The sequence below is a fragment of the Psychrobacillus sp. FSL H8-0510 genome (genome assembly GCF_038008345.1).
GTDB lineage: Bacteria > Bacillota > Bacilli > Bacillales_A > Planococcaceae > Psychrobacillus > Psychrobacillus psychrotolerans.
In genome coordinates this window covers 3,235,714-3,258,533 of the sequence record NZ_JBBOYZ010000001.1, presented here as the reverse complement: position 1 = coordinate 3,258,533, position 22,820 = coordinate 3,235,714, and the positions used below count along the sequence as shown (strand labels likewise).

Below are 22,820 nucleotides of genomic sequence, written 5' to 3'. Positions count from 1 at the left end.
TAGTTTTAAACTATTATAATATAAAAAAATAGTATTTGTTATTATAAATACATATAAATATAATGAAAATATGAATTTTTCAGTTTATAAGGAGACGAGCCTATTGTATAGAAAAACGGATGTGAGTATTTGGCAAGGTCGCATCGATCATGAGGTGGATTCGGCCTACTTTCGTTATCACCAAATTGTTCAAGTCGAACCAACAACTGAGCATGGAAAAATTGGCTTAGTAGGTTTTTCTTGTGATGAAGGTGTCCGGCGTAATAATGGACGTGTTGGTGCAAAAGATGCTCCTCTTGCTTTGCGTAAACAGTTGGCATCGTTACCATGGCGCAATCATGTTCAGCCAAATTCTTTAATGGATTTTGGGGATATCGTTTGTGAGGGGCATGAACTAGAACAGGCACAACTGGAATTGGGAGATAAAGTTTCTGACATCCTAACAAATGGGAAGGCAATTGTACTTGGAGGTGGGCACGAAACGTTATATGGACAATATTTGGGGGTGCGTAAAGCAGTAGGGACAGAAGCGTCCATAGGCTTGCTTAATATTGATGCACACTTTGATATGCGTGCTTATGATGAACAAACCTCGTCTGGCACAATGTTTAAGCAAATTTTAGACGAGGATCCAAATGCACATTATTTCGTATGTGGCATCCAACAATATGGGAACACTACGGCATTATTCAATACAGCAGCTCATTATAATGTGCATTACTTTTTAGATGAACAATTGGAATCACCTCAGTTTAACAAAGATTTAACAGATTTTATGGACGCCCATGATGTATTACTCGTTACTCTTTGTATGGATGTTTTAAATGCCGCTGAAGCTCCAGGTGTCAGTGCACCATCTCCATTTGGTTTATCCGCTATAAAAGTTCGAGACATTTTACGTCAGATGGTTTCACATAAAAACACGGTAAGTTTTAGTATTTGTGAAGTGAATCCTTCTCTTGATATAAACAATCAAACAGCAAAATTGGGGGCTTACTTTATAAATGAAGTAATTATGAATAGCTTCGAATAAACAAAGGGGAATGTATATGGCTATAAATCAAATTACAACATTATGTCTCGCAGTAACATTATTTTTAGTAGGCACTTTTTTAGTTAAAAGGGTAGGCTTTTTAAATCGTTTTTGTATTCCAGCACCCGTTGTAGGAGGCTTACTATTCGCAATTCTAGCAACTATCTTGAAGGGTTTAGACCTAATCGAGATTACGTTAGATACATCACTACAATCTATTTTCATGATTACCTTCTTTACAACTATCGGACTTGGTGCGAGTTTCAAACTTGTTAAATTAGGTGGGAAATTATTAGTAATCTATTGGTTAGCTTGTGGATTCTTAGCCTTAATGCAAAATGTGATTGGTGTTTCTTTAGCTAAATTAATGGATCTTCATCCATTGATCGGCGTTATGGCTGGGGCTGTATCTATGGAAGGGGGACATGGTGCGGCTGCAGCTTTTGGGGAAACAATTGAAGGATTAGGAGTACCATCCGCAGTATCAATAGGGATGGCTGCAGCTACATGTGGACTAGTAGCTGGTGGACTGGTTGGTGGTCCTGTTATAGGCTACTTAATCCGCAAATTTGACTTAAAGCCATCTTCTGAAGAAACAGAAGCATACGTTGAAAAATCACAACATCCGATTACAGACAAATCATTCATGATGCAAGTTTTCTTAATCACTTTCTGTATGGCTGTTGGTACATATGTAGGCGAATGGTTCTCTACTATAACAGGATTTGTTTTACCTGGTTATGTAGGTGCTATGTTCATAGCAGTAATCGTTCGCAATGTGGTGGATCGCATCAAGCCTGAACTAATCAATATGAGAGAAATAAATTTAATCGGTGATATTTCCCTTGGTATTTTCCTATCAATGGCATTGATGAGCATAAAGCTATGGGAAATTGCAGACTTAGCGTTACCGTTATTTATCATCGTTTTAGTACAAGTAATCTTCATCGTACTATTCGCCGTGTTTGTCCTTTTCCGGTTGCTTGGAAAAAACTACGATGCAGCAATTATGGTATCGGGTTTCCTTGGACATGGTCTAGGTGCAACGCCTAACGCAATGGCTAATATGTCTGCAGTAGTTTCGAAATTTGGTCCATCACGGAAAGCATTCCTAATCGTACCGATTGTAGGAGCATTCTTAATAGATGTTTTCGGTATGCCAATTATTATAACAACTATTAATCTCTTTAAATAGAATACTGGGCATAGAAAAGCGCAAACCCTTGAATTCCAAGTGTTTGCGTTTTTTCGTCCCTGTGTAAGAAACATTCGCGTTAGTTTGAACAAACGTGAATGTTTGAACTTTCATGTTTGTTTGCTACACAGGGAACCAATCACTTTACAAATGCAACAGCTCTTACTGGTGAAGCTGTCGCATTCTTAAGATTAAGTGGTAGTGCCATGAAAGTGAAGTGTTCATTTAAAGGAAGTTGATCTAGATTCACTAAATTTTCTACTATATAAATAGGAACACTTAAAAGCTTTAGATGTACTTCACGCATCATATTGTCGTGGATGTCGATATTAGCCAAATCTAATCCAACACATTTTACTTGTTTTTCTACGAGCCAATCACCAGCACTAGGTGCAAATGCATGTTCTTCATAAAATGAGCCTTCTCCCCATGCAAGCTTGCGAGTACGAATGAGGACAATATCATTCGTTTGCACAGTAATACCTTGACGTTTTTGAGCGTCCTCCAACATTTCTCTTGTTACCGCTTGAAAAGGGTCTTTAAAATCGGATACATCTAGTAGCACAGCTTCTCCGTGTGTTTTAGAGAGGTCCATTTCAGCAGTAGATTCACCATCACGCATAAAATGTAATGGAGCATCAATATGTGTACCACTATGATCGGACATTTTTAGCATGCGAGATTCAAAGCCTTCACAAGGAGCCACATAACGATGCCCGGAGTTTTCAAAAGTAGATTCCTCTGCAATAGCGATAGGCGGATGTGATGTGTAAGAGCGAAGCCCATCATAAATTTCTAAAGATAAATCTATAAGTTTCATAAAATTTCCTCCTTACATTTTAATAACGACTTTACCTGACGCTTTGTTTAATGCAATTTCAAATCCTTCCAGACAATTTTCAAATGCCACTGTTTGCGCAATTAGTTTTTGGAAGGAGAAGCGAGTATCAGCTGCAAGCGATAAAACGGCTTCATAATTCGATTGAGTTATACCGTAGCTTCCTTTTATACTGATTTCACCACGAACAATTTGGTCCATAGGAACCGAAAAATTAGCAGGATTAATACCAACTAGGACAAGTTCACCACCTCGTTTTAAAAGACGTAGCGCTGTACTTGGGATAGTAGGATGACCCGAACAGTCAATAATAGCATCAAAACCTTTAAACTGATCATGAGGAATATTCTCTGCATTTTCATAAACCGCGGATACTCCAATATCTTTCGCCAGCAGAAGACGATCTTTATCAGCTGTAGTACCTAACATCGCTACTTGTGCATTCCCAAATCCGACTAAGATAGCTGCTGCACCTAAACCAATCGGTCCTGGACCAACTACGAGGATTGACTTTTCTGCAAAGTGTTCTATTTTTACTACAGCAGTGTAGCTGACTGCTAGTGCCTCCGATATTGCAGCAACCTCATCTGTTACTTCGTCCAGGATGGGGATTAGATTCTTATTGTCGACAACCATGTATTCTGCCATTCCGCCAGGATCGCGAAAGCCATAACGCAATGCTGCCGTTGGTGTTTTTATATACTTGTAATTATCGAAATCACAGCGGTTGCTATCACCTGCAAGGCAGAATTCACATATGCCACAGCTTTTATATGGGTTAATGACCATCCGCTGTGAAGGAATTTCTCCCTCAGCTACTGCCACGACTTGACCAGTTACTTCATGTCCTAAAATAAGCGGGTAAGTTACCCAATCATAGCCCCCATGTCCATCATACATATGTAAATCACTGCCACATATTCCAACAGCATTTACTTTCAGTAGGCTCTGATGGTGTTTTAATTCCGGTATTTCGTAGTTTTCAAATTTTATATCCTTTGGAGAAGCTGTATTTTTTACGAGTGCTTTGTAATGCATTTATTTATCCACCTCATTATCTTGAACGGTCACAGCTCTAATAATATTCAACAGAAAATCATCTTTAGATGAAAGATACTGTTTTTTATCGGTTTTGGACCAATCATAAAATCCTTTGTTTGTCTTCATGCCCAATTCTTTACTTGCTATCAGATTTTCATGAATAGGTAAGGGTTCCGTACTATTTTCAAGTGTAGGATAAACATATTTCACAATAGCCATATGCGTATCGAGCCCATTTATATCTCGTTGTTCAAGAGGACCTGTATTGGCTAGTCGAATACCTAAACTCCATTTGGCTATAAAATCAAGCTCTTCGGCTGAGACAATGCCATGTTGAACAAGGGACATCGCTTCACGGGAAAGTGCACTTTGAAGACGATTTGCTACAAATCCTTGAATTTCTTTCTTTAATAATACTGGCTTTTTATTAATGGATTGAAGAAAGGCCATCGTTTTTTGAATATGATGCTCATTTGTAAAAGTACTTGGAGTAACTTCAACTAATGGAGTGATATGTGCTGGTGAAAAGAAATGTGTGCCGATTACTCGTTCCTTATGTTTAACATTTTCTACTATGGAACTGATTAAATAGCTTGAAGTGTTTGTACAAAAGGTAGTAGAAGTAGGGAAGTAATCTTCTATGCTTTCGAATAACTGTTGCTTCAATTGAAGATTTTCCGGAATTGCCTCAATTATAAAATCTACTTTCTCACATTGTTCTATTGTTTTTAAAAAGTGTACTTCATGAAAAGCTTTATCTGACATTAATTCCTCACGACGAGCTGTAAAACCTTCATATAGTGACACCTTGATATTAGCGTCTAGAAAATACTTAGCCAGTGAGGCGCCCATAAAGCCACCTCCGATGATACATACATGTTGCATACATTCCCTCCTTAATCTTTTAAAATAGCTTGAACTCCTACCGCATACATGCAAATAGTCCGAACGTCTAGTAGTACATCATCTGTTGCTCCCAGTTGGATAGCATTTGTTTCGTGAATACTTATACCTTTTGGATATTGATCACAAATATTAATCGCATACAAAAGCAATTCCTTTAAGTAACGGGACACGACTCCATCACGAAGGGAAGTAGTACGTAAATTGCTATACTTTAATAACGTATCAGGTGCGTAATCTACTAAATAGGAAATCCATTGTGGTAGCTGGTCAAATTCTGATTGATAGTAACCGACACACTCTTCTTGAGTGGAAAATGCAGCTATATTTTGTGGTTCTTTTGTAGACTGAGCGTTTCCTGTTAGTTCAATTGCTTTTGAAATAGCTTCAATACCTGATAACCAAGTTGGGATTCCACGAGAAATAATGGCAGCGGAGATTAGTTGAGCAATTTCATTAACTGTATTGTCAGCCTCAACAGCTACTTCGGTGAAGTAGAGCATAGCCTGTTCTTCGCGACGAGCAGCGAATAAACCAACTAATAATAAAGACTTATCTTTTTTAGATAGATGAGAATCGTTTAGCAAAGAGTGCATAATGAAACCTCCAGATAATTGAAAGAGCCATTGTTATGAAAACAATGACCCTTTTTTGTTTTTATAAAAAGTAAGACCAAGCGAGTGTAGCAACGATATAAACAATTCCAACATAGAACATAATCATTACTAGGAAGCCCATGATATCTTTTAGCTTTAAACGTGATAGTGCTAGTGCTGGTAAAATCCAGAACGGTTGTACTAAGTCATTCCAAGCGTTCCCAAGCATAACCGACATCGCAGTTTCTCCGAGTGAAGTTCCCAATTCTTTTGCAGCCTCAATCATGAAAGGACCTTGTACTGCCCAGTGCCCACCAGCAGATGGTGCAAAGAAGTTAATAAAGAAAGAGCTAATAAGGCCCCAGAACGGCAAGGATTGCTGAGTGGAAATATCAACGAATACTTTTGAAATGGTATCAACTAATCCAGAAGCAGCCATGATCGCCATAATCCCAGCGTAGAAAGGAAATTGTAGAATAATACCAGAAATAGTTTTGATACCATCTGATAAATGCTCTGTATATTTTGCGGGAGTACCAAGTAAAATAATCCCTAAGAATAGGATGATAAAGTTAATAATATTTAGGTCTAATGATTTTCCATTAGCAAAGTATACTACTACGTAAATAAGACCTAAAGCACCGATTAAATAAGATAGAAGACGGCTATTATTTAATTTGTTAGCGAATGTGTTATCTTCTTCCAATACATTTATTTTTAATTTTTTCGTATCGGAGTGTAAAGCAGGGTCAATTTCCTTCACATTGTTTGGATCCTTCGGATGAAGCATCGCATTGAAAAGTGGCAATGTGATGAATAAGAAAATAGTTGTAATTATCATTGGTAAACTAAAAATAGTTTCAGATAAAGCAATCAGACCCATGTTCTCTTCTAAAAAATGCCCAGGTGTAGAGATTAATATTGGAATAGAAGCAGAAAGTCCTAATCCGTAAAAGGTGAAGCCAGAATATGCAGCAGCGATGATTAATGGATAATGGACACCTTTCACTTTTACTGCTAATTTTTTAGCGATTATTCCACCGACAACTAATCCAAATCCCCAATTTAAGTAACTACCAAATCCACCGACTAAAGTAGCGACGATAATTGCCGCTTTTGGCGTATGTACCATCGAAGCAATCTTGTTCAAAAAGCGGTCAGTGACAGGTGCAGTTGCTAGTACATAACCCATTGCTAAAATAACAGCCATTTGTGTAGTGAAGGCTAATAAGTTCCAGAAGCCATCACCCCATGAAGATGTTAAATTAAGGAAAGAGATATCCTCAATTATTAGTGCTAAAATAAAAGTCAAAATGGTTAATCCAATCGCAAATACGAATGGGTCTGGCAAATACTTCTTCATGATAGACGTGAAGAAATTCGTTAATCTTTCCATTAAAAATCCCCCTAAAATTGTTTAATATCTAACCATTACTCCCATATAAGTTTTGGTGAAGTTTGAACCATAAATCTATTCGTGTATGAAAATAGCTAATTTTCAGATTAACTATGATAAACTATATCTAGCTTAATTTAACGGAGGTTCTATTTATGCAACAATTGAATACTTTACTCGTGACTGCGTATGCCAAAGCTCCACAAGGTACAGCGATGTATGAAACCTACAAACACGCTGGAATTGTCCTTGAAATTGATAAACAAACACATAAAATAGTTGATGCAGAGTTCACTTTTATAACGGAGTTAGCACAAAATTTCTTTAAACGTATGTTAATAAATTTTGACTTTACGACTGATATAAATATATTGATTGAACGTATTGAAGAGCATTATTTGGCACCATCGAGTGGGGCAGTTATAGTCGCTTTAAAGTCTGCGCAGAAAAGATACTTAGAAAAAATAGCAAAGTAATTTCTATATTGAAGCGGTTACATTATTAGTTGATAAAAGAAAATTCTCTTAGGAGAATTTTCTTTTATTTTTTCAATAGACTTTGGCAATTTTCCACAATCGTTGTAATGCCAAGTCCACCTGCGATACATAGTGTAACTAACCCATAACGTTTACCTGTACGCTCTAATTCATGAATAAGCTTCGTCATTAAAATAGCACCAGTTGCTCCAATAGGATGTCCCATTGCTATAGCCCCACCGTTCGGGTTTACTTTGCGTTGGTCTAAGCCGAGCTCTTCAATAACTGCTAGTGATTGGGACGCGAAGGCTTCATTTAGTTCAATCACATCAATATCTTCAATAGATAGGCCAACTTGTTTTAATGCTTTTCTAGTTGCTGGAACAGGTCCGATACCCATGATAGAAGGGTCTACACCAGCAGCAGCTTGGGCAATAATTTTAACCTTTGGCTGCAGACATAGTTGTTCCGCTTTTTCTTTTGACATTATGAGAAGGGCAGCAGCCCCGTCATTACGCCCACTAGCATTAGCAGCAGTTACAGTTCCACCTTCACGGAACACAGGTTTTAGAGTAGCTAGCTTCTCTACTGGCGTCAGTCGTGGATGTTCATCCACTTTAAATACTTCCGTTGTTTTGCGTGTTTTAATCTCATATGGAACAATTTGCTTATCAAAGTAGCCATTTTTCATAGCATTTTCTGTGCGCAATTGACTTTGATAAGCAAAGGCATCTTGAGCTTCACGAGAGATAGAATATTTTTCAGCTAAATTTTCAGCTGTTTCTCCCATTGTTTTTAGACCGTATGATTCAGGTTGAGAGCCGGGCTGACTTTCAGTATTTGGATCTAATATTTGGCTATTTCCTACATTTAGTCCGTATCTAGCATTGCGAATATAGTAGGGTGCAGTACTCATAGATTCTGTACCACCCGCTATAATTACATCACTTAAACCAAGCGCAATTTGTTGAGCAGCATTATTTATGGACTGCAGACCAGATCCACATTGACGATGCACTGTATAACCGGGCACTTCAAGTGGGATATCTGCTCTTAGCGAAGCAAGGCGAGCAACATTAGATTGATCAGCACTTTGCTTTGCTTGACCTAGAATTACTTCATCGACTTCATTAGGATCCAATTGTGCGCGAGTCAGTAGTTCTTTTATAACGGCGGCACCTAAGTAATCAGCTGTCTGAGTCATTAATGAGCCGCCAAGCTTTCCAATTGCAGTACGAACGCTTTCTACAATTACGACTTCTTTCATAATGATTCCTCCTTATTTCAGGCTATTGATAAATGTAGCTTCTGTATTAGCTGCCACTGTTTCTAAATCGGTACCTGGCATTAATTCAACTAAATGTAATTGACTACCGATGTATTTAAAGACTGCTAAATCCGTAATAATAGTGTCTACACTTCGTGTGGAGGTGATAGGGTAATTACATTCTTTCAAAATTTTACTTTTTCCATCCTTAGATGTATGTGTAGTCGTTACAATGACTTTGCGAGCACCAACTAGTAAATCCATGGCGCCGCCGACACCGATAATGTTTTTACCTGGTACAGCCCAGTTGGCGATGCGAGCATGCTCATCTACCTGAAGAACACCTAAAATTGCGACGTCCACATGGCCACCACGAATCATTGCAAATGATGTCGCACTATCAAAGTAAGAGGCACCAATAGCTTCTCCGACTGCAAACTTTCCTGCATTGACGATATTTGGGTCAATATCCTCTTCGGTAACATCTTCGACACCAAGCATCCCATTTTCGGTATGCAAGAAAACATGGTTTTGTTTTACATAGTTGGCTACAAGTGTTGGAATTCCAATGCCTAGGTTAACAATTTGTCCTTGTTCTAATTCTTGGGCAGCTCGTTTAGCTATAGCTTTTTGAACTGGATTAGCCATGTTCGATGACACCTTCCTTTGTCAAAATCTTTTTAGCTAGGATAACGCGATCAACGAATAGGTGTGGGGTAGCGATCTCATCACTTTTAAGTTCGCCAGCTTCTACTATTTCCTCAACTTCGACAATAACTGTTTTAGCAGCAGTTGCCATGAGTGGGTTGAAGTTTCGTGCTGTTTTGTAATATACAAGATTACCTAGCGTATCAGCCTTGTAAGCTCGAATAATAGCAATATCGGCTTGTAATGCTTCCTCCAGAACGTATTCCTCGCCTTTAAACATTTTGGTTTCTTTGCCTTTAGCTAAATTAGTACCAAAAGAAGTTTTTGTATAATACCCAGCAATCCCAGCACCACCAGCACGAATAGATTCAGCTAATGTACCTTGGGGCAATAATTCAATTTCAATTTCGCCACGTTGGAAGGCATCACCTACATCTCTATTTCCAGTAAAGTAGGAGCCAATAGCTTTTTTGACTTTCTTTTGTTCAAGTAATTTACCTAAGCCTTGTCCTTGCTCGCCAAGGTTATTACTAATAATCGTTAAGTCATTAACATCTAGTTCTACTAACGTATCTATTAGTGTAAGTGGACCACCTACGAGACCAAATCCACCAACCATAATTGTATGACCAGTTTGGACACAATCTAATGCCTCTTCAGCTGTATTATAAAATTTCATTTTTTTCACTCCGTTATTTTTGGATAAGTGCGTCACTAATCTCAAACCAAGAGGGGATACCTGCTGTCAAAAGACAAATGTATCCAAGCTCTGCTAATCGAGGCTCGTCTACGCCTTTTTCACGTGCTTTTTTAGCCCAGTAATCTGTTTCTGTATTTTTTAAAACAGTTGTGTAAATGCCGGTCATCAAAATGTGTTTCATTTGTTCATCCACCACGTTTAATGCTAACAATTTATCAGTTAAAGCGTTTACATCTTCTGATACAAAAAGAGTTAGCAGCTGTTTGTAGTAATCTTTACTAACATCCGTTGTAGCAAATTGTGCGTAATAACGAACAATATCAGTAGCTGTAGAATCGTGTGAAATCTTCTCGGCTTGAGTGCCAGTTAGCTCTAAAGCGTATTCAAAGGATTGAAGACCAATTTGTAATGCTTCTTCACCGCCGTAAATATAGGCTACAAGTAAATACTCCACTAATTCTTCCAGTGTTGCGCCACCATCAATTGCACCTTTTGTGTGATAAACCATGCTTCGTGCATAATGTCGTGCAGAGTTAATACCAACTAGTAGAATATCTTTTTCTTTTACTGAAAGTACTCCCTCAGCCATTGCTGCTCCACGTAATGCAGTATAATGATCCAGCATTGATGGGTTATAATCATGCATTTTCTGAACCCAGCCAGGTACGACATCGTAAACTTTTTTAAAGTAATCTAACCCAGTAGACATATCATTTCGCTCCTTTTTAATTAAATAAAAAGGCCACACTACGCTCTTGAACACAATAGTAGTGTCATTTGAGCGTAATGAGGCCAACAGTCAAGTGGGGAAAACAAAGAAAGGTCATTTCTCTGTAGCCACCAGATAGGCTTTATATTTATGATTAACTAATTATTCACATAAAACCTTGCAAATATCAACTGTTTTTTATAATTTTTTTACAAAATCCTTAATTACCGGGTTTATATCACTACGCTCTTCAAAAACAAGGGTGTAGTGATTGCTATCTGATGTAATTTTATGGATATCTTTTGCATGTTTCTGTGTTTCTATATATGATTCAGCTAAAAATAATGCAGGCATCGTACCGATTCCACCTGTAGAATGTACTAATAACACGGGGCATTGCACTTCAGCAAACACTTCGGCTGGTTTGTAATCATAGAAGCTCTGGAAATCTTGGCGAATTTTATTTTCATCCGATTTATTTTCCCAATGATCATCTACCCTAGCAATCTCATAACGACCAACGCTTTCCATATGCTCATTCCACACTACTCCAAGATTGCTATAAATTTTTTGGATTTCCTCCAAGTATGCTTCTGGAGTTTCATAGTATTTGCTTATACGTCCAAGGGAGGGTTCCACTATTTTTCGTTGATGATCTGTACAAGTTGCAGCGCCATCTAGTAAAATAACACCTTTCACATCATCCCGTTTACTTGCTACATTCCCCATGATGAATCCACCCATTGAGTAGCCCATTAATATCGGGTTTTGTATATTTAATGCATCGATTAAACTGATAATATCTTGTGTGTGCTGTTCGATACCTGTATTGTCTGTAGCTTCGGAACTATTGCCGCGGCCTCTTAAATCGACAGAAATAAATCTGTATTCGCCCTTCAGTTGCTCTGCGTAGTAATGTAGCTGTTTATTATTTCCTGTTAAGCCGTGAACGCCTATGATAACACCCTTTGATCCTTCATATTCAGCATAAGCTAGCGTACCACCGTTAACTTCAATTGAACGATATTCCATATATATCCCCCTTATGTACAAAGTATAGTGTAATTTGTACACCTTCTTTTGAGAAATGTCAAAAAAATTATTTTGTGAGTGAACTATTTTCCTTGTACGAAGTTAGTGTTTATATAGCTTTTCTTAGTTATTAGTAATTTTCATAACTTCCCTAATTCTCGTAGCATTTTCTTGGAGAAGTGGCAGGGACTCTTTTAACATTACTTCTTTAGAAATCCTGCCTGCATGGAAGGAGCAGTTAATGGCTGCTATTAATTTGCCATTTCCATCTCGAATTGGATTTGCGATAGAACGAAAGCCGTATCATACATAAATTAAATTCTTTTAGCAAGTAATATAGCGACAAAATTATATTTATTAAACTAAAATATATGCTTTTACAATTGGCTTTCTGGGATTTCATAATTACAAAATTTGAGGGGGAAATGAATATGCCAGTTGAAACAAAAGAAGTGAACACACGTGTATTAGAAGCGTACGAAGGTTTTGTGAAGCATCTAGTTAAGGCAAGGAAATAGAAAACACCTCTTCGATGAAGAGGTGTTTTTCAGTATTATAAGTAATTTTTCATCCATTCTTGGAAGTTGGCAATTACTGTATCAATAAACTCAACTGTTGCTTGGTCTGTTAATTCACCATTGTCATTGAATTTAGTATGTGCTGATCCAACGTATACTTCGTTCATCGGTAGTAAAGGTGAATTTAAACCACTTGCGAATAGAATATCACGTAAATGCATTTGTGCTTTTACCGTACCCATAGCACCCATAGAAGCACCCATAATCATAGATGGTTTTCCAGTCATCACTTTATCTACACGACTCATCCAGTCAATAGCGTTTCCTAAAACACCTGGAATCGTAGAGTTATATTCGGGTGTTATCCAAAGAACAGCGTCGGCTGCTTTTACTTTTGCTTTAAAGTCTAATACTTCCTGTGGTGCATCTAGCTCGATATCTTGGTTATACATTGGAATCGGTTTTAAATCTAAGATCTCTAGCTCAAACTTCTCCGCATAGCGTGTTTGTATATGTTTTGCTAGTTTCAAATTCAATGAATCTTCTCGGATACTTCCTACAATTGCTACTAATTTCATGATGTGTTCCCTCCAAAGTTCTAGTTAGTGGAAATTTGTGATTTCCATTATAAGTGTGTGTGACTGCTAGTTGTTAAAAGTTACACAATATAAGTAGCAGACTCTTTATATTGTGTCATTTTTTCAACTTTAGTCCTTTGTTAGTATAGGAGGTTACTAAAAGTAAGTCAAAGGATTTGGCTCGCTGCTATATACAATACGTCTTCGCGACAAATATAGCTGTTGATCCTTAAAGTTAGTGGTAATAAAGAGAAATAGTAAAGTTAATAGGCTATGTGTTAAAGATAGAAGTTTATTTAAAATAGCTAGGATATATTCACCATGCTCACTTATTGTGATGTCCTATTTTACTAAAGCTTCGTTTGAAAATTTCCAAGCTTATAATGGCAAGCTCATAGAAACTGTTCTTATCTTAAATCCCATTCTTTCATAAAGTTTAATAGCTTGATTTCCTGCAAATGCACTAAGACGAACTTCAGAGTATCCATTTAATCTTAGCTGGTCAATCGCTGTTCTCATTAACAGTTTGGAAACTCCATTCCCTCTAAATTCTTCTTTAACAAATAACTCATAAATAAATCCATTCATCTTATCAGTAAATTGGTCTTTACTTGCCCCTAAAAGAATCCACCCAATTATTTTACCGTTCTCTGTTGCTATTAAATAATAGCTCCCTTTTTCTAATAGTGGTTCCATAAGACTTTTTACTTTTTCAATTGTAGGTTTTACTTCACCCAATGTGCCGTCAAATACGGCTTGTGGAGAAAGTAAAAGAACCTCTTTAAGTTCGCAATCACTAGGTCTTCTTATATCCATTAAAAGAGTCATTCCTTTCAAAGTTCTTTGATATATTCTAACATAATATTCCAGATATCTATTTCTACTAATTCTACTAACCTGTCGCTTTAGTTCAATTTAAACCACACGAAAAAAAGTGATACTGGCTGTGTATTATGTCCAACCAATACCACTATTAATTTACTCGTTAAGAATATAGAAAACATTTGTCCAAGCTCTTTCAAAATGTTATGAAAGGGCTGGAATTCGAACTGTTAAAGTGGTGCCTTCTCCTAAAACACTATCAATAGTGACTCCATATTTGTTACCGAAATAATATCGGATTTGTTCATGTACATTTTTAAGGCCGATATGTTCCTCGGTTAAAGTATTAGATGATTCTTCTAGATAATCTCGTAATTGCTGAACTTGTTCTGGATTAATACCCACTCCATTATCTTGAATCTTAATAAGGAGGTCTTTGCCTGAAAAGGTAGAAGAAAGTTCTAGCGTGCCTTGTCCAAGCATCGGTTCTAAACCATGAATAATTGCATTCTCCACTAGGGGCTGTAGGGAAAAATGTACGATGTGTATGGAGTTACTATGTGGTGCTAAGTTTTCGATATACTGTATTTTGTCCCCAAATCGCATTTGCTGCACTTGTATATATAAGCGAATATGTGTGAGTTCTTCTTCCAATGTGATAGTTTCTTTTCCACTTTGTATAGTGATGCGGAATAACTGTCCCAGGAGTCCAATCATTTCTGCAATATCTCGTTGTTTGTTGATGACCGCCTTCATTTGAATTGATTCGAGGGCGTTTGCTAAAAAGTGTGGATTGACCTGACTTTTTAGAGCACGATAATGTGCTAGTTGTTGTTGGGCCTTGAGATAAGAAGCTCGTTCAATATAATTCTTTAAGTTAGTAGTCATTTTACTAATCCCTTGATATAAAACTCCGAATTCATCTTGACGTTCACTAGTTAAGTTAACATTGAATTGTCCACTTCCAATTTTTTTTACTTGCTTACTTAAAAAGATAATAGGTTTAGTCACACGTGAATATAAGATCACCATAAACAACATAGCCATCGCTATGGAGAAGAGTGCTAACCATAAAATAACCTGACGAAGGATATCTGCATGCTTTGTCATTTCTTGTTCTTCGATATACTGTACAACTGTCCATCCGGAGTATGGAGAAGTAACATAGTTAAAGAAAGAGTTAACTTCATTTACTTCGGCATAGAAGCTTCCGTTATCTGTTTGAGTATCTGATATTGCTTGCTGAATAGGTGTTTTAAATCTTTTGTTAGAGTTAACCTGATTTAAATCAGAAGCATAAATAATCTTGCCAACGTCATCCATAATAACGAAGTTTCGATTGCTATTCTCTGATAGGTTTAAGATATTGCGGAGTGAATCTAAACGGATATCGATTAGTAGAACACCTAAAGGATTCCTAGTACCACTTTTGTTAATGACCCTTGCGATAGAAATAACAGATTCACTAGAGTTAGGGCGATGAAAGGGTTGGTGGGTTCCAAACAATACTCTTTTTCCTTTTTGTGCGACCGTTTGTTTATACCATTCCTCACTTGAAAGGTTACTAACATCATAAACAGCTCTTTTAAAGCTCGAGTAAAATACACGATTATCTAAAAAGATTTGTACACTGTCTACATTATCAATAGTCATTTCAATGCTACTGATGAAGTGTTCAATGGCATTTTCGTATTCTAGACTTTGAACATAGTCCTTGTCGGAGTCCGTTTTCCCCCAGTTTTCTAATGCATTTTGAAGATTACTATCCATATGAGCTGTTAAAGCTCCAATTTCCACACTCCGCAAATATTGATCGAAATTAAATGATAAATTATTGAGAATCAGGTTCGAACTATTTTGATATTCACTTTTTGCTGATTGTATAGAGAAGATATATATAATAACGGATAAAATTAGCAACGGTATGGTAATTGTTATAATCATTAGACTGAAAATTTGATAGTTAACATGTTTAAACTGACATATTTGAAAGAGTCGTTTTAGTTGTTTCATCATGTTATATCCTTAATTGTTTTCGGTATTCCGTAGGTGTCATTTGCGAAATACTTTTAAATAATTTTACGAAGTGTTTATAGCTTTTATAGCCACACATAAGTGACACGTCATTGATGGAGTATTTGGATTCTTTTAGACATTCTAGCGCATAGCGAATTCTGATTTCGCTTACAAAGGTCATGTAGTTCATATTTAGTTTTGTTTTAAATAACCGACTTAAATACGATGGATTATAAAAGAAATGATCCGCAACCATATTGAGTGTTAACTCTTGGTTAATATGCTTTTTTATATAGGATTCAATTTTTTTGAACAGTTGAAGATCCTCTTGAGAAAGCGTTTCCATTCTATTCAAAATGAGAGAGGCATCCAGTATATTTTGCGTGCTCTCTATAGTTTCTTGGGATCCTAAATGCTTCTTACGGATTTTTTCTATGCATTCCACAATTACTGAAAAACTCTTGTCATACTGTAATGGTTTGAGTAAATAATCGTGCACCCCGCCGTAGTGAATAGCTTTTTGTGCATATTCAAATTCGCTATGCCCAGTTAAAATAATGAAGATAGCGTCAGGTAACTTTGGGCGTAGATGACCTATCATTTCAAGTCCATCCATTACGGGCATTCGAATATCTGTAATGATTAGGTGAGGTAATTCGATTAAAGCTGTATCTAGTCCATCTTTGCCATTCTCTGCTTCCACAATGGTTTCAACCCCTAATTCCTTCCAATCAAAATATTGCTTTAAGCCAGAACGTATGACAGGTTCATCTTCAACTAACATTAATTTGTACATCATATTCCCCCAAAATGATTTAATAGTAGTTGTTGTTATAGAAGACGTTTAGACATTTTTCTATGCCATTTTTTCCTAGTGTACATGATAAATTAGAATTTCCCAATAGGTAATTATATGAGCATTCAGATAATTTTATATGTTTAGAGTGTATAGGTCAGAATGGGAGTATGAATGTAAAATAAGAGGGATTGTAGATAGAGCTCTATAACTCTATGATAAAAACAGGTAATGAAAGCGCTTACCGATATTTCCAGATTCGTAATAGGGGGGATACTATGCAAGGTTCAAAGAGAAGGTTCATTTTGTTTATCGCAATTGCATTTGTTGTATCAATGTTCTTGGCAGCTTGTAGTGAGGATGCTGGTGAAAAAGAAAAAGATGATTCTACAAAAGTTCCAGCTTCTAGTGACGCAAAATCAGTAGAAATAACATGGTGGAATTTTCCCAACTTCCAGGCTCTAGATGGAGAAGTAGGGAAGTATGAAGAAGGAATTATAGAAGCTTTCCAGGAGAAAAATCCTGATATTAAAGTGAATTTAGAAATGCTAACTTTTGAAGGTGGTCCGGAAAAGCTTAACGTGGCTATTGCTACAAATACAGCGCCAGATGTAATTTACGATGCTCCTGGAAGAATTATTGACTGGGGTAAAAAAGATTTACTTGCACCGTTAAATGACATGATGCCAGAAGAGGTAATGAGTGATATTTCTCCAGCTTTGTTAAAGCTATCGATGGTTGGGGAGGAAGTCTTCATGTACCCATTCAATACAGGGCCATTCATGATGGCAGTAAATAAAACATTGTTTGAGGAAATTGGAGAACTTGATTTATTGCCTTTAGATCGACCAGATCGTACGTGGACTGTCGAAGAATATGAAAAAGCTCTAAATGCAGTGAAAGAAAAAGCGCCAGATATTATTCCTTCTGGGTTTTATGCAAAGAGTGTTGCAGGTGATCAAGGAACACGAGGTTACATTACGAACCTAGGTGGAAGTAGATTTTTAAATGAGGATTATAGCGAAGTAGCGATTAATTCAGCTGCTGGTGTAAAAGGACTTGAGTGGGTTGTGCAAGCTTCTAGAGATGGATTAGTAGCACCGGGTGCAGCTTCACTTGAAGCAGGAGATCATAATGATTTGTTCCTGCAAGGGAAAATGGCATTTGCTATTAACTATTCTGCTGTACTAAAATCACTATTTGCTCCAAATAAAACAGAAGACTTTGAAGATGTATTATTACCTTATCCAACTCCAGATGGTTCAGATCCAAAGCTTGAGCCGTTTCTTGGAGGTTTAGCTGTATTCAACAATGAAGATGACAAAAAGGTAGAGGCTTCTAAGAAATTAATCGACTTTATCGTGAATGATCCAGAATGGGGCGAAAAGAACCTTATACAAACTGGAGGATTGTCAGCTCGTAACTCCGTAACGGGGATATACGAAGGGTCTGAATATGACTACTCAGAGTTAGCACGTAAATTTATAACAGATCCTCCAACTACTGCAGATGGTTATGCTGAAATCCGTACTTTCTGGTTCCCTGCGCTGCAAGAAGCAATTCTTGAAACGAAAACACCGAAAGAAGCATTAGATGAGTTTGCGGAAAAAGCGAATGCAACGATTGAAAAAGCAAAATCTGCAAAATAGTATTACCGATATTACACAGCAGTATGAATAGATGGAAAAGGAGCAGCATCATTGATGTCTTGCTCCTTTCTAAAAAGAAAAATTAGTCAAAAGGATGCTTGCCATCGCCCGCGGAGGCTAACAGGGTGTGGTCACAAAGGCGTTGCCACACGAGGTGGCGCTCTTAGCCTTTGAAATCAGTAGTATTATTCATTTTTAAAAATTCAATGAACTCAGTGTTCATCCTCCATATTTATATACTTATCTAAAAAAAGAATTAGATTGAGGTGGTAGTAAATTGTTAGCAACTATTCGTAAGCCAAACAAACACAAATTGCAAGATTGGTTGATGAGTTATTTGTTCTTGTTACCAGCGTTAACATTTTTCCTCATTTTTGTTGTATATCCTATGTTAAGAGGGATATATATGAGTTTCTTCGACTATAGCATTACAAGCTTTGAATTCATTGGATGGGAAAACTATGTAACCTTGTATCATGATGAAACTTTCCATAAGTCACTCATAAATACAATTGTATTAGTAGCTGTTGCAGTCCCTATAGTTATTGGCTTCTCTATTTTCGTTGCAATGGCGATTTACAAGAAAAGTGAGTTTATCCGGTCCTTTTGTAGAGGCATCTTTTATCTGCCAGCGGTTACTTCTGTTGTAAGTGTGACCGTCGTATGGGGATGGATCTATCATCCAAACTTTGGACTGCTAAACTATATAACTAATTTTTTCGGAATGGAGCCAATATCCTGGCTTGGAGATCCAAAAACAGCATTAATGGCCATAACAGTCATATTAATCACAACATCTGTCGGTCAACCGATCATTTTATATGTTGCTTCTTTAGGTAATATTCCTGCCAGTTATATAGAAGCTGCTCAAATTGACCGTGCAAGCCCAGGACAAATTTTCCGCAAAATTATTTGGCCATTACTAATGCCAACAAGCTTGTATGTAATTGTCATTACTACGATAAATTCGTTTCAGTGTTTTGCACTTATACAGTTACTTACTTCCGGCGGACCAATTCATAGTACCTCGACGGTCATGTATGGTGTTTACCAACAAGCATTTCTTTTAGGTAACTTTGGTATAGCCTCAGCTATGGGGGTAATTCTAGCCATTATCATTGGCATAATTTCAATCATTCAATTTAAATACTTAGGGAATGACGTGGAGTATTAAAAGGAGGAAACATCTTGAAAGCAATATCTCCGGTAAAAATGAAGAAAGAAAATGATGGGCGTGGACGTCCAAAATGGTTTCGCGACTTAAGCGCATTTAAAATAATATCCACAATTATATTAGTCCTCTCTGGATTATTCTTTTTGTTCCCACTTTACTGGATTGTTACTGGCGCGTTTAAATCTCAAGTTGTAGCAATCACAATTCCACCAGAATGGTTTCCGTTAAATCCTATACTGGATAACTGGGTAATATTATTTAACAATCCAGTTTGGCGTTGGACATTTAATAGTTTCTTCATAGCAAGTGCAGAGATGATTGCCGTATGTTTTGTAAGTGCAACAGCAGGTTTTGTACTAGCAAAAAAGGTATTTCCTGGTCGTAAGCTTATCTTTATCGCACTTATCGCTGCAATGGCACTACCTAAACAGGTTATTTTAGTTCCGCTGTTTACGATGCTGGCAGATTTGGGCTGGGTAGATACATATAAGGGACTGATCATTCCCGCAATTGGCTGGCCATTTGGAGTTTTCTTGATGAAGCAGTTCTCACAAACAATACCAAATGAACTCCTAGAAGCTGCAAAAATAGATGGCTGTGGTGAGATTCGTTCATTTTTCCATATCGTGTTGCCAATGCTTAAACCAGCAATCGGTGCTTTGGCCATTTTCACCTTCATGTTAAGTTGGAATGATTATTTTAGCCAACTTGTTATTACACGTTCCACGGATATGATGACTCTGCCATTAGGTATTGCAACCATGCAGGGTGAATACAAAACAGATTACGGTGTAATGATGGCCGGTGCTGCATTAGCTTCTGTTCCTATGATCATCATCTTCATGCTTTTCCAAAAATCATTCACACAAGGAATTACAATGGGTTCTATCAAGTAAAAGGGTGGGGATTATATTGCTAAAAAAATTTAAGGGAATCATACCTGCTTTTTATGCTTGCTATGATGATGCAGGGGAAATATCACAAGAGAGAATAATAAAACTAAGTCAGTATTTATATGAAAAAGGGATCAAGGGTCTCTATGTGGGGGGAAGTTCGGGCGAGTGTATATATCAATCTCTTGCCGAAAGAAAGGCAACACTCAAGTATGTTGCGGAAAGCCTGCAAGGGAAATTGACGCTCATCGCACATGTCGGAGCACCATCTACTAAGGAAAGTGTGGAATTAGCCAAGTATGCGGAGGAATTAGGATATGACGCGTTATCTGCTATTCCCCCGATCTATTTTCAACTACCTGAAAGTGCGATTGAAAAATACTGGTTGGAAATTATGAATTCAACAGAATTGCCATTTATCATTTACAACATTCCTCAAACGACGGGCTATAATCTTTCTGTTTCGTTACTGAAAAGGCTATTGAAAAATGACAAGCTAATCGGCGTAAAGAATTCTTCAATGCCAGTGATGGATATTGAGCGATTTAAAGCAGCAGCCCATGAGGAATTTATCGTTTTTAATGGACCAGATGAACAATATGTGTCTGGTAGATTAATAGGGGCAGATGGAGGAATTGGCGGAACGTATGGAGTAATGCCAGAGTTATTCTTAAAGGCAGAGGAATTTATTGCAACAGGTAACTTCTCAAATGCTAGAGAAATCCAACATGATATTAACGATATTATTATTGCACTTTGTTCATTGAATGGTTCGATGTATTCCGTTATAAAAGAGATTTTAAAAATAAGAGGCATAAATATTGGAAGTGTCCGGGGTCCATTAGAGGCACTACATGGAGAAGATTTAGGAAAAGCAGAAGGTATTAAAAGGATGATCGATGAGGCAATCGAAAAATATCAAATGGCTTAAGTATGGAGATGAATATAGATGAAACGTAAAGAGGAAATATTAAAATCCATCGAGCGTGAACTCATCGTTTCTTGCCAGGCTTTGCCTGAAGAACCATTGCATAGCCCTTACATTATGGCAAGAATGGCTTATGCTGCGATGTTGGGTGGTGCAAAGGGGATTAGAGCGAATAGCATTGATGATATTAGAGAGATTAAAAAAGCAGTTAACCTGCCGATCATTGGCATTATTAAACAGGTCTATGATGAATCGAATGTTTTCATCACACCTACACGTAAAGAAATAGATTTACTCTACCAGGAAGGCGTCGAAATTATTGCGATTGATGCAACTAGTAGGATTAGACCTGATGGTAAAGTAATTAGCGAAGTTTTTCCAGCTATTCGTGAACAATATAGTAACCAATTGTTTATGGCTGATTGTTCCACTTATGATGAGGCAAAACAAGCATATGAATTAGGTTTTGATTGCTTAGGTACTACACTTAGTGGTTATACAACATATACTCAAGGTATTAAATTACCAGATGGGGAGCTGATTGCAAACCTAGTTAGAGATTTTCCAATTCCAATCATTGCAGAGGGTGGAATTTGGACACCTGAGGAACTAAAAAGAGTATTCGAATTAGGTGCATATTCAGCGGTAGTTGGAACTGCCATTACGAGACCGATGGATATTACGAAAAGATTTGTAAAAGCCGTAAAGTTCGATCTAGAAGGATGAAGCCGATGAATATATTAGCTATCGATATTGGTGGAACATCTATTAAACTTGGCATCTCTGATGAAAAAGGTAATATAGTAAATTTTCAAGAGTTCGATTCTCAAGCTAAAATGGGAGGGAACCATTTAATAGAAAGAATAATTCAGTTAGTCAAAATGAATTATGTAGACTTCCAAGCTATTGGCATTAGTACTGCAGGGCAGGTTAATAGTAAAGAAGGCTCTATCACCTATGCAAATGATAACATTCCTAATTTTACTGGTATGAGGTTAAAGGATATTTTTGAGTTGACTTTTAATGTCCCAGTTGCTGTAGAAAATGATGTGAATGCTGCAGCGTTAGGGGAAAAAAAGTTTGGTGCTGGTAGAAGGTATACTGACTTTTTATGTTTAACCTATGGAACTGGTATAGGTGGTGCTATTGTATATAATTCTAGTATCTATAGAGGATTTAATGGCTCAGCAGCTGAGTTTGGACATATCATTCTATATCCAGGTGGAAGGAAATGTACTTGTGGGTTTTTAGGCTGTTATGAAGTGTATGGTTCCACCACAGCCTTAGTTGAAAAAGCACTTCAAGTCGATCATAAGTATGCGAACGGTCGAGCGATATTTGAAGGGCTTGAAAGAGGTAATGCAGAACTGGAGAAGATTCTGAATGCATGGATAATGGATGTAGCATATGGTTTAGTTTCATTGACCCACATTTTTAATCCGCCTGTAATTATATTAGGCGGTGGAGTTATGGAACAGGATAAATTAGTATCATTGGTAAACAGTAAAGTTAAGGAACTAGTAATGGAAAGCTATTCCGACATAGAAATTGTAAAGGCAACACTCGGTAACAAAGCGGGGTTATTAGGTGCAGTTTCCTTGCATTTATGAGT

Annotated in this window: 24 protein-coding genes; 9 read left to right on the top strand and 15 right to left on the bottom strand. The window is 37.2% G+C overall.

What is annotated here, in order from left to right; translation table 11 throughout:
• Positions 1-103 precede the first annotated feature (103 nt).
• Both hutG and gltS read left to right on the top strand, forming a co-directional pair.
• Complete coding sequence (gene hutG, locus MHI40_RS16545; protein ID WP_340763578.1) at positions 104-1,033, top strand: formimidoylglutamase; 930 nt, start codon at positions 104-106, stop codon at positions 1,031-1,033.
• A gap of 10 nt (positions 1,034-1,043) precedes the next feature.
• The gene (gltS, locus tag MHI40_RS16540; protein WP_093538258.1) at positions 1,044-2,228 is read left to right on the top strand and encodes a sodium/glutamate symporter; all 1,185 of its coding nucleotides are present in this window, start codon (positions 1,044-1,046) and stop codon (positions 2,226-2,228) included.
• A 139-nt stretch (positions 2,229-2,367) separates the two neighbouring features.
• Here the strand turns inward: gltS and MHI40_RS16535 are convergent, their stop codons facing one another.
• From MHI40_RS16535 to MHI40_RS16515, 5 genes are all read right to left on the bottom strand, one after another.
• Positions 2,368-3,048: a cyclase family protein gene (locus tag MHI40_RS16535; RefSeq protein WP_340763577.1), complete on the bottom strand. Its 681-nt coding sequence runs from the start codon at positions 3,046-3,048 to the stop codon at positions 2,368-2,370.
• Between the two features lie 12 nt (positions 3,049-3,060).
• Entirely contained in the window at positions 3,061-4,104 is a 1,044-nt protein-coding gene (locus MHI40_RS16530; protein WP_340763576.1) for a zinc-dependent alcohol dehydrogenase, read from the bottom strand.
• The gene (locus tag MHI40_RS16525; protein ID WP_340763575.1) at positions 4,105-4,992 is read right to left on the bottom strand and encodes a 3-hydroxyacyl-CoA dehydrogenase NAD-binding domain-containing protein; all 888 of its coding nucleotides are present in this window, start codon (positions 4,990-4,992) and stop codon (positions 4,105-4,107) included.
• Positions 4,993-5,003: 11 nt separating this feature from the next.
• Positions 5,004-5,606 (bottom strand): hypothetical protein, encoded by a 603-nt coding sequence (locus tag MHI40_RS16520; RefSeq protein ID WP_340763574.1) that lies wholly within the window; start codon positions 5,604-5,606, stop codon positions 5,004-5,006.
• A 61-nt stretch (positions 5,607-5,667) separates the two neighbouring features.
• On the bottom strand, positions 5,668-7,002 hold the full coding sequence (locus MHI40_RS16515) for a short-chain fatty acid transporter (RefSeq protein WP_340763572.1): 1,335 nt from the start codon (positions 7,000-7,002) through the stop codon (positions 5,668-5,670).
• 155 nt (positions 7,003-7,157) lie between these two features.
• Here MHI40_RS16515 and MHI40_RS16510 point away from each other — a divergent pair, with 155 nt between their 5' ends.
• On the top strand, positions 7,158-7,478 hold the full coding sequence (locus tag MHI40_RS16510) for a DUF3870 domain-containing protein (RefSeq protein WP_340763571.1): 321 nt from the start codon (positions 7,158-7,160) through the stop codon (positions 7,476-7,478).
• Between the two features lie 64 nt (positions 7,479-7,542).
• Here MHI40_RS16510 and MHI40_RS16505 read toward each other — a convergent pair whose 3' ends face one another.
• The 10 genes from MHI40_RS16505 to MHI40_RS16465 all read right to left on the bottom strand — a co-directional run bounded on the left by MHI40_RS16505 (position 7,543) and on the right by MHI40_RS16465 (position 16,567).
• Positions 7,543-8,745: a thiolase family protein gene (locus tag MHI40_RS16505; protein ID WP_340763570.1), complete on the bottom strand. Its 1,203-nt coding sequence runs from the start codon at positions 8,743-8,745 to the stop codon at positions 7,543-7,545.
• A gap of 12 nt (positions 8,746-8,757) precedes the next feature.
• Positions 8,758-9,393, bottom strand: a complete 636-nt coding sequence (locus tag MHI40_RS16500; RefSeq protein ID WP_340763569.1) for a 3-oxoacid CoA-transferase subunit B — start codon at positions 9,391-9,393, stop codon at positions 8,758-8,760.
• Positions 9,386-10,072, bottom strand: coding sequence for a CoA transferase subunit A (locus MHI40_RS16495; RefSeq protein WP_340763568.1), 687 nt, complete (start codon positions 10,070-10,072; stop codon positions 9,386-9,388). Before MHI40_RS16495 ends, MHI40_RS16500 begins: the two co-directional genes overlap by 8 nt.
• A 13-nt stretch (positions 10,073-10,085) precedes the next feature.
• Positions 10,086-10,802, bottom strand: a complete 717-nt coding sequence (locus MHI40_RS16490) for a carboxymuconolactone decarboxylase family protein (protein ID WP_340763567.1) — start codon at positions 10,800-10,802, stop codon at positions 10,086-10,088.
• Between the two features lie 198 nt (positions 10,803-11,000).
• Positions 11,001-11,834 carry an alpha/beta fold hydrolase gene (locus tag MHI40_RS16485; protein ID WP_340763566.1) on the bottom strand — a complete coding sequence of 278 codons (834 nt, stop codon included), beginning with the start codon at positions 11,832-11,834 and terminating at the stop codon, positions 11,001-11,003.
• A gap of 123 nt (positions 11,835-11,957) precedes the next feature.
• A complete protein-coding gene (locus MHI40_RS23455; RefSeq protein ID WP_445678343.1) occupies positions 11,958-12,122 on the bottom strand; it encodes a hypothetical protein in 165 nt (54 codons plus the stop codon).
• A gap of 265 nt (positions 12,123-12,387) precedes the next feature.
• Entirely contained in the window at positions 12,388-12,930 is a 543-nt protein-coding gene (locus tag MHI40_RS16480) for an NADPH-dependent FMN reductase (protein WP_340763565.1), read from the bottom strand.
• Between the two features lie 378 nt (positions 12,931-13,308).
• Positions 13,309-13,746 (bottom strand): GNAT family N-acetyltransferase, encoded by a 438-nt coding sequence (locus tag MHI40_RS16475; RefSeq protein ID WP_340763564.1) that lies wholly within the window; start codon positions 13,744-13,746, stop codon positions 13,309-13,311.
• Positions 13,747-13,956: 210 nt separating this feature from the next.
• Positions 13,957-15,768: a cache domain-containing sensor histidine kinase gene (locus MHI40_RS16470; protein WP_340763563.1), complete on the bottom strand. Its 1,812-nt coding sequence runs from the start codon at positions 15,766-15,768 to the stop codon at positions 13,957-13,959.
• 1 nt (position 15,769) lies between these two features.
• Complete coding sequence (locus MHI40_RS16465) at positions 15,770-16,567, bottom strand: response regulator transcription factor (RefSeq protein WP_340763562.1); 798 nt, start codon at positions 16,565-16,567, stop codon at positions 15,770-15,772.
• A 275-nt stretch (positions 16,568-16,842) separates the two neighbouring features.
• Here MHI40_RS16465 and MHI40_RS16460 point away from each other — a divergent pair, with 275 nt between their 5' ends.
• From MHI40_RS16460 to MHI40_RS16435, 6 genes are all read left to right on the top strand, one after another.
• Entirely contained in the window at positions 16,843-18,213 is a 1,371-nt protein-coding gene (locus tag MHI40_RS16460; RefSeq protein WP_340763561.1) for an ABC transporter substrate-binding protein, read from the top strand.
• A 277-nt stretch (positions 18,214-18,490) separates the two neighbouring features.
• Entirely contained in the window at positions 18,491-19,387 is an 897-nt protein-coding gene (locus tag MHI40_RS16455) for a carbohydrate ABC transporter permease (protein ID WP_445678329.1), read from the top strand.
• A 14-nt stretch (positions 19,388-19,401) separates the two neighbouring features.
• A complete protein-coding gene (locus MHI40_RS16450) occupies positions 19,402-20,283 on the top strand; it encodes a carbohydrate ABC transporter permease (protein ID WP_245762756.1) in 882 nt (293 codons plus the stop codon).
• A 13-nt stretch (positions 20,284-20,296) separates the two neighbouring features.
• The gene (locus tag MHI40_RS16445; RefSeq protein ID WP_419958839.1) at positions 20,297-21,211 is read left to right on the top strand and encodes a dihydrodipicolinate synthase family protein; all 915 of its coding nucleotides are present in this window, start codon (positions 20,297-20,299) and stop codon (positions 21,209-21,211) included.
• Between the two features lie 18 nt (positions 21,212-21,229).
• The gene (locus MHI40_RS16440; RefSeq protein WP_340763560.1) at positions 21,230-21,934 is read left to right on the top strand and encodes an N-acetylmannosamine-6-phosphate 2-epimerase; all 705 of its coding nucleotides are present in this window, start codon (positions 21,230-21,232) and stop codon (positions 21,932-21,934) included.
• Positions 21,931-22,818 (top strand): ROK family protein, encoded by an 888-nt coding sequence (locus MHI40_RS16435; RefSeq protein WP_340763559.1) that lies wholly within the window; start codon positions 21,931-21,933, stop codon positions 22,816-22,818. The genes MHI40_RS16440 and MHI40_RS16435 overlap by 4 nt, the downstream gene beginning before the upstream one ends.
• Positions 22,819-22,820: the final 2 nt, after the last annotated feature.